This window comes from Candidatus Electronema sp. PJ (assembly GCF_048287395.1).
GTDB lineage: Bacteria > Desulfobacterota > Desulfobulbia > Desulfobulbales > Desulfobulbaceae > Electronema.
Map to the genome: position 1 here is coordinate 1 of NZ_JBLWEO010000080.1, position 14,330 is coordinate 14,330.

Below are 14,330 nucleotides of genomic sequence, written 5' to 3' on the forward strand. Positions count from 1 at the left end.
AACAAATCTGCTGACGGTCTGACAAAGAATGATCATTTTCTGTCCATGCTGAAGACAGCTGCGGAGCGCGGATTCACGCCAGAGTTCATTCTGTTTGACACATGGTACGCAAGCCTTGAAAATCTTAAATTTATCCGGTCGTTTGACTGGCTTTGGCTGACCCGCTTGGAAAGCAGCCGCCACATCAATCCAGATACAACAAAAAATCGTCCTGTCAAGCAGGTGCTTCTCTCAGAATAAGGCGATATCGTTCATCTTAAAGGATGCGGCCTGATCAAGGTGTTCAAGAAAGTCAGAACAGAAGATGACTTATGCAAGAGGTCTAGTAAGCGATACGAATGAAGATAGGAAGCAGTGCGGAGCCTCAGTGCTCCCGGAAAAACCTCGAGCGAGGTTTTCCGATGAGATCGCTCGAGGTTTTTTATCAAGCACGAGAATGCTTTTTTCTGGCCACCTATCAGGCAACAGTAAACGTGCAGTCGAGACCTGAAAGCGGCCACGTTTCCGGTTGCCCTTGGAGCACGATGTTTACCAAGCAAACTCAGGATAAAAGATGATGAATAGGTTCTGAGGGAAAGACATGCGGAGGAGATTACAGAGCATCAGGGGAGATGATCCTGCTGATTTCATGTCTTTATTCCCACGAAAAAGAGCATATTATCTTTGGGGCGGACAAAGATTAATTCTGCATCAGTCACGCGGGTGTTGTCGTAATGAATGGTATAAGGGAAAACATATATATCCGGGCTGCGCAGTTCTTTCACAGCTGGAAACCAGGGGGCTTCCTCAGAAGGTACCCATGCCTCAATAAATTCAACTGCATCTTTGACTGCGCCAGAAGCCTGATCACCACGAAACCAGCCGTCATCAGCCTCGTTTCTTGTTAACTCTGCTTCTTTAACCTGCGAGAGGCGTATCGCATGTGCATCAAAATGATCCCCGCTAAAAGCGCGGGCAGAAACATAACTGTGCAGCACCTCTTTGATGCGTTCTTCACCTAACCCACACCAGATCAATATGTAGCGGACATCATACTTTGAGGCTATGGCATTGCTGTTCTTATTATCCAGCCCTAACTTGTAGGCAAGTGTGCCCGTGAACAAGATTACGCCAAGAGCGCAGAACGTTCCCCAGATAAGGAGGAGCGTTTTCATGATAGAACAAGCGCGTTGCATACACTGATAAATCTTGCTGGGGAGAGCTTTGGGCTGCGTTCTGTTCAGCGTAAGGCCGGATTGAAATAACCGAATTGAAGCTGAGGGAACTGCTCCTTGAGCAACTGGAGCCAGCGCAGCATTCCCAAGGCAGGCTTACGCGGTGCATGGCCGACTGTCTTCAGGTAATGCTCAGGATCCATATTCAGATTGCGGAGCTGGATTAAATCAGGTGGGCAGGCAGCGATCAGCTCACACAGGGCAGCGTACTCATCTGGGTCGTCAGTAAAGCCGGGCAGAATAAAATAGTTAAGCGAAACATGGCGACCATGCCGTTTCATCACCTCAATGGTCTGCCGTACCTCGGCAAAGGAAAAGCCCTTAGGCCGGTAGTAGCGGTGGTGCATCTCTGGGCGAGCTGAGTTCATCGACACGCGGATCGAATCTAATCCGGCGGCGGCGAGCCGGTCAACTGCGCTCGGTAAACTGGCATTGGTGTTGAGGTTGATGGTGCCCTTGTTGGTTTGCGCTCGCATCTGTCGGATGGATGACTCAAGCGTGGGAGCTTGCAGCAGCGGCTCGCCCTCGCAGCCTTGGCCAAAGCTGACCACTGCTTTGGCTGCTGTTTGCAAATGCGGCACCGCAATTTCGAGCAACTCTGTCGTGCTAGGGACAAAGTGAATGCGATCCTGTGTCGAAGGGCAACAACCACTGGGCTGCTGGGAGATGCAACCGATACAGCCTGCGTTGCAACAGGGCGAGGTCGGTAAGGGGGCTTCCCAACGGCCAAGGAAGTAGTTACGAGCAGCAGGGCAGGCGTACGTCAGGCAACATTTGCCCAGATGTTGAATAAGGCGATTATGCGGGTATTTCTTGAGCTTGGCTGCGGTCTTTTTGTTGATCAGCTTTTGATCAAAGCCTTTGGGATCCTGGCGGATGTCGCTGTCACTGCGGAAGGCAGCGACAACGAAGTGGTCATCAAGCCAGCCTACAGCGGTATAGGCAAAAAGTGGTAGGAGCGAGGCCTTCTCCCGTGTTTGATAGGCAGCGGAATAGATCGCAGTGTGTGCTGGTGCCATGAAAGCGGCTACAGCAGAGACTTCGCTGCTGCCATCATAAGGGTTCTCAGCCAGCAACTCAGGCTCACCGCTTTCTGTCTCAATCCCAATCGGCAGTCTGCCGGGTAAAACAAACAGCTCGCTGCCCTCGGGTAAGGGAATCAGCTCCTCTGGCTCGAGCCGGTAGAACTGGTCTGCACTTCTTCCGGCCATTTCCAGGCCGTTATAGTCCATGATCTCGCCCCGACTGTTAGCAAACACCAGCGCGGGACGTTTGTCTTTACCCATTAGTCCTCTGCACCTGATCTGATTTTCGCGAGCACAGAATCTACTGCGTTGTACACATCCAGATCACTGCCAAACACGTCCTGCACCTTTGGATGATCAATCAACTCATTGATGATATACGCAGTCAGATACAGCGTGAGAATATTGGGATCTGGCACGAGGGTGCGGATGTCAGCCACCTTGAGACGGATCTCAAACTCCTCCAGCTCTGCTGGTTCACGCAGCTGCCGCTCCATGCTTTCCTGCACTGACTGTACGTCATTGATCTCAATGATGTGGGCATCGAGGAGCCGTTGGACTAACTTAACTGCCAGTTCAGGTGCATTGTCCCTGGCCTTGCTGAGGATGAAACGGCGCTCCCGCTCCCTTTTGCGGTCGAGTGCGTCTATAGCCTTGTTGGTTGAGCCACTCGGATTGATATGGCGGGCCATCGTATTCTCCTTTCAATCTATACCTGTTGAGCCTGCGGGTCAATCCAGTCGCAGGAATCGCTTTTGTACAGCCGGGCAAAGCCAAGGACACGAGCCTCGGTTTCTGGTTCGAGCTGCATCTCATATTTGCGGACATACTCCGCTGCCATTCGATGCGTATTGAAGATAGGCACATTCAGCTTGAGGTTGTTCACTGCAACCTGGAGGTATTCGTCCGGGCGGCTATAGAACAACTCCAGTACCTTAGGCAGTAGCTCATAGAAGGAGCGTGAATCCTCGGCGTAAAGGAGGGTCTCTGGGGCTTCACTGAGGCTGTCAGCCGTGAGTGGGCCTTCATAACCGAACTTCCAGCCTGTTTGCCCTTCATGATAGCCCTCTACCCACCAGCCGTCCATTACGCTCAGATTAGGCACGCCATTCATTGCCGCCTTCATGCCACTGGTACCAGAGGCCTCTAGAGGCCTCTTCGGGCTGTTCAGCCAAGTATGCACACCAGAGACCATCATCCGGGCAATGCGCATATCGTAGCCAGGGATGAAGACCAGTCGAGCAAGGCCTTTGCTCCGCGTATACAGCTCCTCTTGGTTATCCAAGATCAGCTTGAGAACAGACTTGCCTGGTTCATCCTGTGGATGTGCTTTGCCGGCAAAGAGGAAATTGATTCGCCAGTTGTTTTGCAACAGGATGTCAGCCAACGCTGGGATGTCTTCGAAAATCAGATCAGCCCGCTTGTAGGTCGAGAAGCGGCGGGCAAAGCCAACAGTGAAGGTACCTGGACTGAGCAGGCTTTCCTCGCCTTGTCTTAGGTGTGACAAATAGTTGGGCGGATCAATCCACGTTTCGTCGGCCAAGGTGCGGTGTTCAGCCAGCATCCGGTTGACATAGCTCACGAGGATGCGGTTGTCTGCCTCCCAGGCCTGCTTCAATCTACTGAGAAACCCTGGATCGTCCTCGATCCGTGCCTCGCCAAAGATGCCTGGATCGTCACGCCAGCCGAGCAATTCGTCGGTTCTGTCAAAGACTCGCGCTCTGGCCTCACTGATCCAGGTGAGATGATGGACACCATTCGTCACGGCTCTGATCTTGCCCGCAAATTCTGGAAACTGCTTTCGGGTTACATCGCGGTGGAGACGGCTGACGCTGTTCACCGCCCGATTGACTCGCATCGCAAAGGCGGTGAAGTTGTATTCATGCGGCGATTCCGAATCATTGGCCAGTAGGTCCAGGATGCGGCAACCAGTAGCATGGCTAATGCCGGTGTATAGCGAGCGGGCAAAGCGGTCATGTCCGGCCTTAACCGGCGTGTGAATCGTATAGACAATATGCTTGGCTGCCTCGTCGGCTGCTGCTAAAATGTCTTTATCATTCATGCGATTGCGGCAATCCGGCCCTAAGGTTTTCTCTATCTGGCGGAGGATCAGGTGCAGCGTCACCGTTACGCCATGCTGTTCGTTGAGATGGATGGTGTGCGGAGTCAGACCCAGCCGCTCAGTCAACGGCAGAATGCAGGAACCGAGCATCCGCCGCTGATTGGCCTTCATGATCGCTGACTTGGCATTGTAGAGGCGTAGCCCGGCCTCACGCACCCAAGGCGGAGAGGAGGGAATAGAATAGTCGAGGAGGAATTCTGGCACAAAATAATCCAGTTCCTCGCTGATCTCCATCTTCATCCAGACATGGGCTTTGGCCTCAGTGGGATGATCGTACTCATTAAAAAAGGGCACGGTCAGCTCCAGTGGCTGGCCTGGCTGCTCTGGGTCTTCCAGCCGAAACAGGGTCGGCGTGTTCTCTGGATTCCACTGAGTGGCTTGGTCGATCTGGCCGACTCTCGAATCAACAAGCTGAGAAAAATAGCCCTCCCGGTAGAGCAAAGAAACAGCAAAGACTGGGATGTGTAAGTCAGCAAAGCTCTTCAGGGTATCGCCAGCTAATACACCGAGGCCGCCGCTATAGTTGGGTATCTTGCGAGGGCCACGCAGGTATTTCTCCAGAAGGCGCAGACAAGCTGGATTCTCGCTTTTTGTGCAGGCCTGATCCTTAAGGAAGTCCTGCACTGGATGAAAGATATCCGGGTCTGCGCCGATCTCCATAGAAACATAGGCCACTGGCCTGCTGTCTGGTCTGCTCAGGGCCTGCCAGACGCGATCGAAAATCTGCTGCGGCACGCCGAAAAAAGTACCGAATCTGCTCGTGCAGATCAGCTTCTCTGCGCTGTCAACGTTGACTGACTTTTGGGGACTCACGGTTTCCTTGCTGCTCGGCTAAAATGATACGCTGCCTGCCAGGTCTTGTTTTCACGACAAAACCCGACTCCTTGAACCTTTTAAGAGTAGATGGGTGGCCCAGGTTTTGCAAGGGAATTCCTTTTTCCACAGAAAAATGTTGAATTCCCCCCCTGTTCTGGTAGGATACGGAGAACTATTCCTGATGAAATACTTACCCAAGTATGGAGATGAAGATGCAAGTGAGTAACAAATTGTGTTTGTGTGTTTTTCTGGCCTTGGCCGCCTCCTTTTCCCTGACCGGCTGCGGCAAGAAGAAGCCTGCCGATGATGCAGCAGCCGCTGCCGCAGGCGGCCAAGATGCGGCGGCAACCGGCGAGACCCCTGGCCCGTCCGAACCACTGACCAGTCCAACAGGCCAGGAAGGCCAGGGTAATTTCGCCGAAGGCCGCACCTCCGGGCCGATGCTGCCGGTTTATTTCGAGTACGACTCCTCGAAGATTGAGGGTGATCAGGTCAGCCGGATCGAGCATAACGGTGATTTCCTCAAAGAGAACAAAGCAAAAACGATACGGATCGAGGGTAACTGTGACGAACGTGGTACCAGAGAGTACAACCTGGCCCTGGGCGAACGGCGGGCTAATGCTGCCAAGAAGTATCTCATCAATCTCGGTGTTGAGGCTGATCGGCTGGCCACGGTCAGCTGGGGTGAAGAGAAGCCGCTGGTTTTTGGCCAAGACGAGCAGTCTTGGGCGCAGAACCGGAGAGCTGATTTCGTCTTTGCTGAATAAGATCTGCTCCGTGTAGAGGTTTCAGGCTTTCCGGGCCGGGATGCCGGGGAGCCTGACGACAGTTGCTCTTTTCCGCCATCCCGGTCATTCTTTCTGCTCCGTTTCGGAATCATTCTTTTACTCATTTACTCAAAAGGAGATTGACTGTGAAGATTCAGTCAGGCCGCGCTGCGGCTGTTTTGGCCCTGTTTTTTTTGCTGCTGCAAACCGCTTCTGCTACTGCGGCGGAAATGAAAATCGCTGTTCTCAATATTCAAACAGTATTGACCAAATCTTCAGCAGGTCTAGCTGCTAAAGAGAAAATCGAAAAGAGGATGAAGGAACTGAGATCTTCTCTTGAAGGTGATAAACAGCATCTCATTTCCTTTCAAGATGAAATGAAGAAAAAGGCCTCGGTTTGGAGCGACGACAAGAAGCAAGAACAGGTTCTTGAATTTCAGAAGAAGCGCCGCGATCTGGATGCCAAGCAGGACAACGCCAATATGGAGATGAAAAGCCTCCAGGATAAATACCTGGCTCCCATCATGAAGGAGCTGGAGGGCATTGTCCGCCAAGTTGCTGCGGCTAAAGGGTATGCGATTGTCCTGCCAAACACCGCTGTCCTGTATTTCGACAATGCGGTTGATATCACCAGCGAAGTCACCACCAGTCTCAACGCCAAGCTGAAGTAATTTCTTGGTGGGCAGATGAATCCCTACCAGTTCCTGCGGCACACACCCGGTACTAACTGCGGGGAATGCGGTTATCCTGCCTGCCTGGCCTTTGCAGCGGCAGTAACCAAGGCTGGTGTCCGGGCTGATCTCTGCCCCTACCTACAACGGGAAAATCTGCCAGCAGAATTACTCGGTGGGGCAGTAGTAGATGCGCTGGAACACCGCCAAGATGCGCAGCACACGGCCTTGGCCATCCATCTGCGCTCTAAAATGCACCAACTGGATTTGCCAAACCTGGCTTCCCGTCTCGGTGCAATCTGGTCAGCGGCGGCTCCAGACCTTCTGTGCTTCTCTTATCTCGCCCAGCCAGTACGTTTAGGCGCGACCAACTGTTTCATCAACGAGAAGCAGCCAGCTGATCCGAGAGACGAGATCCTGCTGTACAATTACGTCTCGCTCGGCAGCGTCGGCAGGGGCAGAAAGCCGGATGGTACCTGGGTTGGCATGGAAAGCCTGCCGAATTCTCTTTCTAAAGTCCGCACCTTAGCCACCTACTGCGAAGAACGCCTGGCGGAACATTTCACAGGTAGGGCTGGGCGGCTGGTTGAACTCGGCATGACCCTTGGCGCAGTGCCTGCCAACCAAAGTGCTGATGTCAGCCTCCTCATCCCGGTTTTACCCTGCGTTTCTCTCTTGCTGTTATTCTGGGACGAAGTGGCAGAAGACCGTTTTACCGCCAAAGTGAAAGTGCTTTTTGACCAGCATGTGCTCGATTTTCTTGATTTGGAGTCCTTGGTCTTTGCTGCGGAACGCACGGCAGACCGTCTGCTGGAGCTTGACTAGATTTTGGGCAAGGTAATGCTCCTTTTTTACTCGCTGACAAAGGAGTTTGGCTTGGCCAGAAAGGAGTTGTACTCGGCAAAAGAGGAGTTCTGCCGAGTAAGAAAGGAGTTGGAGTCGGCCAAACTTCTTTCCAAGTCGGCAAAACTCCTTTCTGGCCAAGCCGAACTCCTTGGCGAGTCGGCAGAACTCCTCTTTTGCCGAGTACAACTCCTTTCTGGCCGAGCCAAACTCCTTGATAAACGAGGTGGACTCTTTGCTTCCTTCGTTGCAAAGGTCTGTCGCGAACTGCGCAAGATGCTGAAAAGCACTTGATAGCTCAGGAAAAAACGGTTCGTTCTTTGCGGCAACCTGCTGACTGTTATATGGACGCAACCCTTCTATGCAGGAGATCTACTGTTCATGCTGCACGACAAAATTGACCTTTTTGCCGATGCCCGCATCCTGGTGATCGGCGATGTCATCCTTGACCAATTCATCTGGGGCACAGTCTCGCGGATTTCCCCGGAAGCCCCGGTGCCAGTAGTCAATGTCACCAAAGAAGAGCTGCTCCTTGGCGGCAGTGCCAACGTGGTGCGCAACATCATCTCCTTAGGCGGGCAATGCGCCCTTTGCGGCATCATTGGCGATGACGTGATGGGCAGGGAGTTGCTCGCCTTAATGCAGACCGCCGGTGCGCCCATTGACGGCCTGATCAAAGGCAACCGGCCCACCACGATCAAAACCCGCGTTGTGGCCCAGCGGCAGCAGGTCGTGCGCTATGACCGGGAGAAAGTCGGCCCTCCTTCCGAGCAAACTTTACAAGAACTGCTGGCCTATTTAGACAACAGCTTGGCCAATTTTGATGCCGTGCTGATTTCTGACTACGCCAAGGGGGTGGTTTGCGAACCGCTGATGCAGCGGCTGCATCAGCTCCTGGCTGATTTGCGTCGCCAAGGCCGCCCACTCCCCCTGATTGTGGATCCCAAGCCGGTCAACGCGGTCTTATTCGCCGGATCCACGGTTATCACCCCGAACAACTTTGAAGCAGCCAAGATCAGCGGCATTGACATCATTGATGAGCAGAGCTTACTGGCTGCGGCCCGCCAAATCAAGGATGCGCTGGCCTGCGGCGCGGTATTAATCACCCGTGGTGAGGCTGGTATGACCCTGCTGGAGGGCGAGCAGGAACTGGTCAACATTCCCACGATGGCCAAAGAAGTCTATGATGTTACTGGCGCAGGTGATACCGTGGCGGCAACTCTTTCGCTGGCTCTGGCTGCGGGTTGTTCTATGACTGAGGCAGCAATTATCGCGAATCACGCTGCGGGAATTGTCGTTGGCAAGCTGGGTACAGCCTCGGCCAGTCGAGAGGAACTGCTTGCGGCTTTAACTGTGGAGGGATTGTGATGCGGCCCCGCAGCATGACCGGCTTTGGCCGGGGAGAATCAAGCGAGCAAAGCTGGGTAGCCGAGATTCGCACGGTCAATCATCGCTTTCTTGATCAGCGCGTGATGCTTCCGCCGGTCTTTGCCGGGTTAGAAGAGCGGATTAAGAAGACGGTTGCCGGACAACTTGACCGGGGACGGGTGGAAATTACCGTCACCTTCCGAGGTAATTTCTCTGCTACCCCGTTGCTGGTTGTGGATATGGAACTAGCCCGCCAGTTCCACCGCTGTTTACTCCAGCTGAACGAGCAGCTCGGCCTTGGTTGCCAGATCAGTCTGCATGATTTGCTGGCCCAGCGCGGTATTATTGTCCAGCAGGAGCAACAGCCAGACGTAGAGCAGGAATGGCCGCTGATCGAAGCAGCTGTGCAGGCGGCCTTGGCTGATTGCGACCGAATGCGTGAGCAGGAAGGCCAGAGCCTGAAGGAAGAACTGAATAGCCGCTTGGATTCGTTTGCCGCACTGGTGCGCGAGGTGGCGAATGCAATCCCGCAAATTGTAGAACAGCGGCAGCAGGAGTTACAAGACCGGATTAGGCGGTTGCTTGCTGGCATGGATATTGACCCTGCCCGGCTAGCCCAGGAAGCAGCGATCATGGCTGACAAGGCTGATGTCACTGAAGAGGTCGTGCGACTGACTAGCCACATCAGTCAATTTCGTAGCTTCCTCGATAGCGACGAGGCAGTTGGCCGTCGGCTGGACTTTCTTCTCCAAGAATTCCTGCGCGAGGTAAACACCCTGGCTTCCAAGATTTCCAACGCGGCTGTTGCCCGACTCGGCGTAGAGATGAAGAACGAGATTGAGAAACTGCGCGAGCAGGTACAGAACATCGAATAAGCTATGGATAACCGGCTCATCAACATTGGCTTTGGCAACGCAGTAAAAATCAGCCGGATCTTGGCTGTAGTCAATCCTGGGTCTTCACCCATCCGCAAGCTCAAGGAAGAGGCCAAGCAGGAGCAGCGGCTGATTGATGTGACTGAAGGCCGCCGCACCCGGGGCATCATTATTCTCGATAGCGGCCACCTTGTCCTGACCTCAGTGCAGCCAGAAACCATCAGCCAGCGGCTCGCCGCCTTGGACAAAGAACAGGCGAATCCTACCCGGCTGCTCCATCTGGAGGAAGACCATGAGTGAAGGCATTCTGTTGGTGCTCTCTGCGCCGTCTGGCTGCGGTAAGACCACTATTGTCCGGCAGGTAATGGCTGAATTGCCCGGCTTGGCCTTCTCGGTCTCGCATACCACCCGCCAGCCCCGACCTGGCGAAGGGAATGGGCGCGATTACCACTTTGTCAACCAGGAGCAATTCAAGGCTCTCCGCGATCAAGAGCCTTCTGGCTTTCTTGAATGGGCTGAAGTGCATGGCAATCTCTACGGCACCTCAAGGCAAGAGGTGGAAAAGCGACTCGCTACAGGCACAGATGTCATTTTGGACATAGACGTGCAGGGCGCAGAGCAAGTGCGGCACAATGCTCAGCCTGTAACCGTCTTTATCGCCCCACCTTCCTTGGCCGAGCTGGAACAACGGCTGCGCGGGCGCGGTACAGAAAGCCCGGAAAGCCTGCGCATCCGCCTGGCCAATGCGGAAAAAGAAATGCAGGCTGCTCCTACCTACACCTATCTGATCATCAACGACCAGCTTGAGCAGGCAGTGCTGGCCCTGAAATCCATCATCATTGCTGAACGCTGCCGCCAGCGCAGATTGTAACTCTCCTGCTCAGTTACCCTGCTTGTCAGTCTGATGAGTAGCGAGCAGGATTGGCGAAAACAATACTGCGCCCAGTTCCCGGACTCCTCGCTCGCCGATCTCTACGACCCGCTGACCATGCCGCCCGTGCTGCTCAAGGCGCACCGCGCTTTGGACAAGGCCGTGGACGCTGCTTATGGCAAAAGCAGCTTTCCCGCCGAGGCTGCGCGCGTTGCCTTCCTCTTTGATCTCTACCAAAAATACACCGCCAGCCTGCTGCTGCTCGCAGCCAAGGAGAAAAAGCCGGGCCCGAGGAAGAAGGTTGTGTAGGGGCGAAAAATTTTTCGCCCCTACAGAATGTTCCACCAGGCTGCGACCATCGCGCAGCACGACGGCTACGAGAATTTGTAGGCAGGCGATTGACAGAGGTATCTTTTTTGATACAATAGCCCCATGAATGAACCTATTTTGTCGGTCAAATTCTTCCGCACAGAAAAGGGCGGCGAGCCAGTCCGGGAATTTCTGCGTGAGTTGTCGGCAGAAGACCGTAAGATCATCGGCACTGACATCAAGGAAGTGCAGTTCGGCTGGCCGCTGGGGATGCCCTTGGTGCGGAAAATGGAAACCGGCCTTTGGGAAATCCGCTGTCATCTTGAACGCCGGACAGTGCGCGTGTTCTTCACGGTCAGCGGAAAAGAAATGATTTTTTTGCACGCCTTTATCAAAAAGACGCAGAAAACGCCGCACTCCGAGCTTGATGCGGCCAAGACCCGCAAAGCCCAGCTGGAGAGGAGGAACTAAATTATGACGAATCCACATGTTGGCAGCGATTTTGACGAGTTCCTTGACGAGGAAGGCATTCGTGAGGAAGTGACTGCGGCAGCTCTGAAACGAGTTATCGCCTGGCAGCTAGAGCAAGCCATGCAGGCAAAGCACATCACGAAAACCGAGATGGCAGCACGGATGCGCACCAGCAGGGCGGCCATTAATCGCCTTTTGAATGAAGACGACACCAGCGTGACTTTGGCAACATTGGCCCGCGCCAGCCTTGCTGTCGGTGTGCCGCTGAAGATTGAGTTTGGAGCTGGCGCGGTGGCATAACGCCAGTTTCTTCTACGGTAATCCAACAGCAGTATCCCCGCCGAGGCTGCGCGCGTTGCCTTCCTCTTTGATCTCTACCAAAAATACACCGCCAGCCTGTTGCCGCTCGCGGCGAAGGAGAAAAAGACGGGGAGAAGGAAGAAGACGGCGTAGGGGCGAAAAATTTTTTGCCCCTACAGGATGTTCCACCAGGCTGCGACCATCCGTAGCCGCTGTTGCAGTGCACACAGGCAAGATTATAAGAAAACTTGAGCCAAGAACACACGTAAATGGTGACTGCCATGAACAAGCTGACCGGAGCAAATGAATCACAGGACTTGTACGAGCGAACAGTGAAAGATATGCAGCGTGAGCTGGCATTCTGCGAGCAAGCGTTCGGCAAAGACCATCCTAAGGTGGCGAGTATTCTGAATCGTCTGGCTTCGTTCTGCAAAACGCAAGGCCACCCTGCGGAAGCGGAGCCGCTCTATTTGCGTTTGTTGGCGATTACGGAACAAACGCACGGCAAAGACCATCCTGAAGTGGCATCAGTTCTGGATGATCTGATCGAGCTGTATGAAGCGCAAGGCCGCTCTGCGGAAACAGAGCCGCTGTTGCAGCGTGCGGTGGCGATTTATGAAAAAGCGCATGGCCCAGTGGATCAATCTGTGGCAGCAGCACTGAACAATCTGGCGTTGGTCTATCATGGGCAGGGTCGCAACGAAACAGCAGAGCCGCTCTTGCAGCGTGCCTTGGCAATCTATGAGCAACTGTTCGGCCCAGAGCATCCGCATGTGGCAGTTACTCTGAAAAATCTGGGCGTACTGCATCTTAAGCAGGCGCATGACAAGGCAGCCAAGCCGTTCTTTGAGCGAGCGCTGGCCATTCAGGAGAAAAATCTCGGCCCAGATCATCCATCGCTCACCGCGAATATGCTCTCTCTGGCCGGCGTGACGTATGCACTGGGAGATGCCGACACAGCGGAGCAGCTCTTGCGGCGTTCGTTGGCGATCAACGAGAAGGCCTATGGCTCTGAGCACCCTGAGACAGCAGCATCTATGAGCTGGCTGGCTGGGCTGTATGAAGAGTTGGGTCGCTACGAGGCAGCGGAAATGCTGTATGAATGCGCTCTGGTCAGCATGAAGGCAAAGCTCCCCAGCGGGCATCCTGATCTGAGGAAATTTCAGGAAGACCACGCGAGATTGAAAGCAAAGCTGGCCGAGTAAGAGGGTCGGATTTCGATAATCTGAGCATCCTTCTCTTGCCTTGCTTGTCGCCTTCCTCTTTGCCCTCTACTCAAAATACACCGCCAGCCTGCTACCCCTTGCCGCGAAGGAGAAAATAGCGTAGGGGCAATTCATGAATTGCCCCTACAGTGTGTTTTGCCTGTGCGCGAATATCCGCAGTCAGATTTCTGACATTCACGGCCAAACAACAAACGTTCCTGGCTCGGTAGCGGATGTTCTCGGCCAAGCAATGGACGTTCCCTGTTCGGTCAGGGACATTCATAGCCGAGCCGGGAAGGTTCGTTGCTCGGTTGCGGACGTTCCTGGCCGAGCAGAGAACATCCGCGAGCGACTTGCGGACGTTCCTGAAGAGGTTTTACACGTCTAAAAGCTGTTCGTGGACGTTCATGAACAGCTACCGAATGTCCAAATTTTCATCCTGGATGTTCCCGAAGAGATTTTACACGTCCAATATCTTATCTTGAACGTTCCCGAAGAGGTTTTGCACGTCCAAAAGCTGTTCACGGATGTTGCAAAACAGCAGTTAGATGTCCGAAATCTATTTACGAAGTGCGGAAACCTGCCTAAGATGGAGCGAACAGCCTGCTGCTTCCTGCTGGGTAGGCGCAACAAGGTTCTCTCATCTCCTCAACACGCTATGAACGCACAACCCAAGAAACCTTTCCACCCTGAGAAAAAGCGGCCTGCGCCCAAGCCCGTAGAAGAGCCGGATGACAGCCTGCTCTGGGGCATTAACGCCGTTGCTGAGGCCCTGCGCAGCAATCCGCGCAGCCTTTGTGAAATCATGATCGAAAAAGGCAGGGCAGGTGGGCGACTGCAAGAGATCATCGACGCGGCCCGCATTGCTGAAGTGCGCATTCGCTTTGTTGACTTGGAGCGCATGGGCCTGCCCCGCGACTGCCGCCATCAAGGGATTGTGGCCCGGCAAACTGAGGCCCAGCTGATGTCGCTGCCTGAGCTGCTGGCAACTGAGCCGCAGCGCATTTTGCTCCTGGATTCCATCCAAGACCCCCGTAATTTGGGGTCTATCTTGCGTTCTGCCTTAGCTGCGGGCTTTCAGGCGGTGGTTTTAACCAGTGAACGGAGCGCACCACTGACTGGAACCGTGGCCCGCACCTCTGCGGGCGCGGTTGCCCACCTGCACATTGCCCGGGTGGTCAATCTGGCCGAGGCCTTGCGCCAGTTGAAGGAACACGGCTTCTGGATTTACGGGGCTGTGGCCGAGCCGCAGGTGCAGTCGATCTATCAGACCGACTTTAGCGGCAAAGTTGGCCTGGTTATTGGCAGTGAAGGCAAGGGTATCAGGCCCTTGGTGCGCAAGGGCTGCGATTTTCTCGTCACCATCCCCATGCCTGGCGAGTTTAATTCGTTGAATGCCTCGGTTGCAGCCGCTTTAATTATGTTTGAAGTAGTGCGCCAAGGTCGTTAGGATGAAGCTTACAGAGAGGAGGA

At 54.1% G+C, this 14,330-nt stretch carries 17 protein-coding genes and 2 pseudogenes; 15 read left to right on the forward strand and 4 right to left on the reverse strand.

Annotation, left to right across the window (positions count from 1 at the left end; all coding sequences use genetic code 11):
• Positions 1-240 (forward strand): annotated as a pseudogene (locus tag ACNKIB_RS12585) (IS701 family transposase); the annotation flags it as partial.
• 386 nt (positions 241-626) lie between these two features.
• Here the strand turns inward: ACNKIB_RS12585 and ACNKIB_RS12590 are convergent.
• The 4 genes from ACNKIB_RS12590 to glgP all read right to left on the reverse strand — a co-directional run bounded on the left by ACNKIB_RS12590 (position 627) and on the right by glgP (position 5,174).
• Positions 627-1,154, reverse strand: coding sequence for a hypothetical protein (locus ACNKIB_RS12590; RefSeq protein WP_417910916.1), 528 nt, complete (start codon positions 1,152-1,154; stop codon positions 627-629).
• Between the two features lie 65 nt (positions 1,155-1,219).
• Positions 1,220-2,500 (reverse strand): radical SAM protein, encoded by a 1,281-nt coding sequence (locus ACNKIB_RS12595; protein ID WP_417910917.1) that lies wholly within the window; start codon positions 2,498-2,500, stop codon positions 1,220-1,222.
• Entirely contained in the window at positions 2,500-2,931 is a 432-nt protein-coding gene (locus ACNKIB_RS12600; RefSeq protein WP_417910918.1) for a hypothetical protein, read from the reverse strand. Before ACNKIB_RS12600 ends, ACNKIB_RS12595 begins: the two co-directional genes overlap by 1 nt.
• A 17-nt stretch (positions 2,932-2,948) precedes the next feature.
• The gene (gene glgP, locus ACNKIB_RS12605; RefSeq protein ID WP_417910919.1) at positions 2,949-5,174 is read right to left on the reverse strand and encodes an alpha-glucan family phosphorylase; all 2,226 of its coding nucleotides are present in this window, start codon (positions 5,172-5,174) and stop codon (positions 2,949-2,951) included.
• Between the two features lie 215 nt (positions 5,175-5,389).
• On the opposite strand from glgP, the gene pal reads away from it, so the two are divergent.
• The 14 genes and pseudogenes from pal to rlmB all read left to right on the forward strand — a co-directional run bounded on the left by pal (position 5,390) and on the right by rlmB (position 14,307).
• Complete coding sequence (gene pal, locus ACNKIB_RS12610) at positions 5,390-5,944, forward strand: peptidoglycan-associated lipoprotein Pal (protein WP_417910920.1); 555 nt, start codon at positions 5,390-5,392, stop codon at positions 5,942-5,944.
• A gap of 146 nt (positions 5,945-6,090) precedes the next feature.
• Positions 6,091-6,615: an OmpH family outer membrane protein gene (locus ACNKIB_RS12615; protein ID WP_417910921.1), complete on the forward strand. Its 525-nt coding sequence runs from the start codon at positions 6,091-6,093 to the stop codon at positions 6,613-6,615.
• Positions 6,616-6,630: 15 nt separating this feature from the next.
• Positions 6,631-7,440 (forward strand): DUF3786 domain-containing protein, encoded by an 810-nt coding sequence (locus ACNKIB_RS12620; RefSeq protein ID WP_417910922.1) that lies wholly within the window; start codon positions 6,631-6,633, stop codon positions 7,438-7,440.
• A 3-nt stretch (positions 7,441-7,443) separates the two neighbouring features.
• A complete protein-coding gene (locus tag ACNKIB_RS12625) occupies positions 7,444-7,752 on the forward strand; it encodes a hypothetical protein (RefSeq protein WP_417910923.1) in 309 nt (102 codons plus the stop codon).
• 87 nt (positions 7,753-7,839) lie between these two features.
• Positions 7,840-8,826, forward strand: coding sequence for a D-glycero-beta-D-manno-heptose-7-phosphate kinase (gene rfaE1, locus ACNKIB_RS12630; protein ID WP_417910924.1), 987 nt, complete (start codon positions 7,840-7,842; stop codon positions 8,824-8,826).
• A complete protein-coding gene (locus ACNKIB_RS12635) occupies positions 8,826-9,701 on the forward strand; it encodes a YicC/YloC family endoribonuclease (protein ID WP_417910925.1) in 876 nt (291 codons plus the stop codon). Before rfaE1 ends, ACNKIB_RS12635 begins: the two co-directional genes overlap by 1 nt.
• 3 nt (positions 9,702-9,704) lie before the next feature.
• A complete protein-coding gene (locus tag ACNKIB_RS12640) occupies positions 9,705-10,001 on the forward strand; it encodes a DUF370 domain-containing protein (protein ID WP_417910926.1) in 297 nt (98 codons plus the stop codon).
• A complete protein-coding gene (gmk, locus tag ACNKIB_RS12645) occupies positions 9,994-10,572 on the forward strand; it encodes a guanylate kinase (RefSeq protein ID WP_417910927.1) in 579 nt (192 codons plus the stop codon). The genes ACNKIB_RS12640 and gmk overlap by 8 nt, the downstream gene beginning before the upstream one ends.
• A gap of 69 nt (positions 10,573-10,641) precedes the next feature.
• Positions 10,642-10,881: pseudogene (locus tag ACNKIB_RS12650) on the forward strand (type IIL restriction-modification enzyme MmeI); the annotation flags it as partial.
• A gap of 123 nt (positions 10,882-11,004) precedes the next feature.
• Complete coding sequence (locus tag ACNKIB_RS12655) at positions 11,005-11,352, forward strand: type II toxin-antitoxin system RelE/ParE family toxin (protein WP_417910928.1); 348 nt, start codon at positions 11,005-11,007, stop codon at positions 11,350-11,352.
• A gap of 3 nt (positions 11,353-11,355) precedes the next feature.
• Complete coding sequence (locus tag ACNKIB_RS12660) at positions 11,356-11,652, forward strand: helix-turn-helix domain-containing protein (protein ID WP_417910929.1); 297 nt, start codon at positions 11,356-11,358, stop codon at positions 11,650-11,652.
• 281 nt (positions 11,653-11,933) lie between these two features.
• The gene (locus tag ACNKIB_RS12665) at positions 11,934-12,857 is read left to right on the forward strand and encodes a tetratricopeptide repeat protein (protein ID WP_417910930.1); all 924 of its coding nucleotides are present in this window, start codon (positions 11,934-11,936) and stop codon (positions 12,855-12,857) included.
• A 133-nt stretch (positions 12,858-12,990) separates the two neighbouring features.
• Entirely contained in the window at positions 12,991-13,245 is a 255-nt protein-coding gene (locus ACNKIB_RS12670; RefSeq protein WP_417910931.1) for a hypothetical protein, read from the forward strand.
• A gap of 270 nt (positions 13,246-13,515) precedes the next feature.
• On the forward strand, positions 13,516-14,307 hold the full coding sequence (gene rlmB / locus ACNKIB_RS12675) for a 23S rRNA (guanosine(2251)-2'-O)-methyltransferase RlmB (protein WP_417910932.1): 792 nt from the start codon (positions 13,516-13,518) through the stop codon (positions 14,305-14,307).
• Positions 14,308-14,330: the final 23 nt, after the last annotated feature.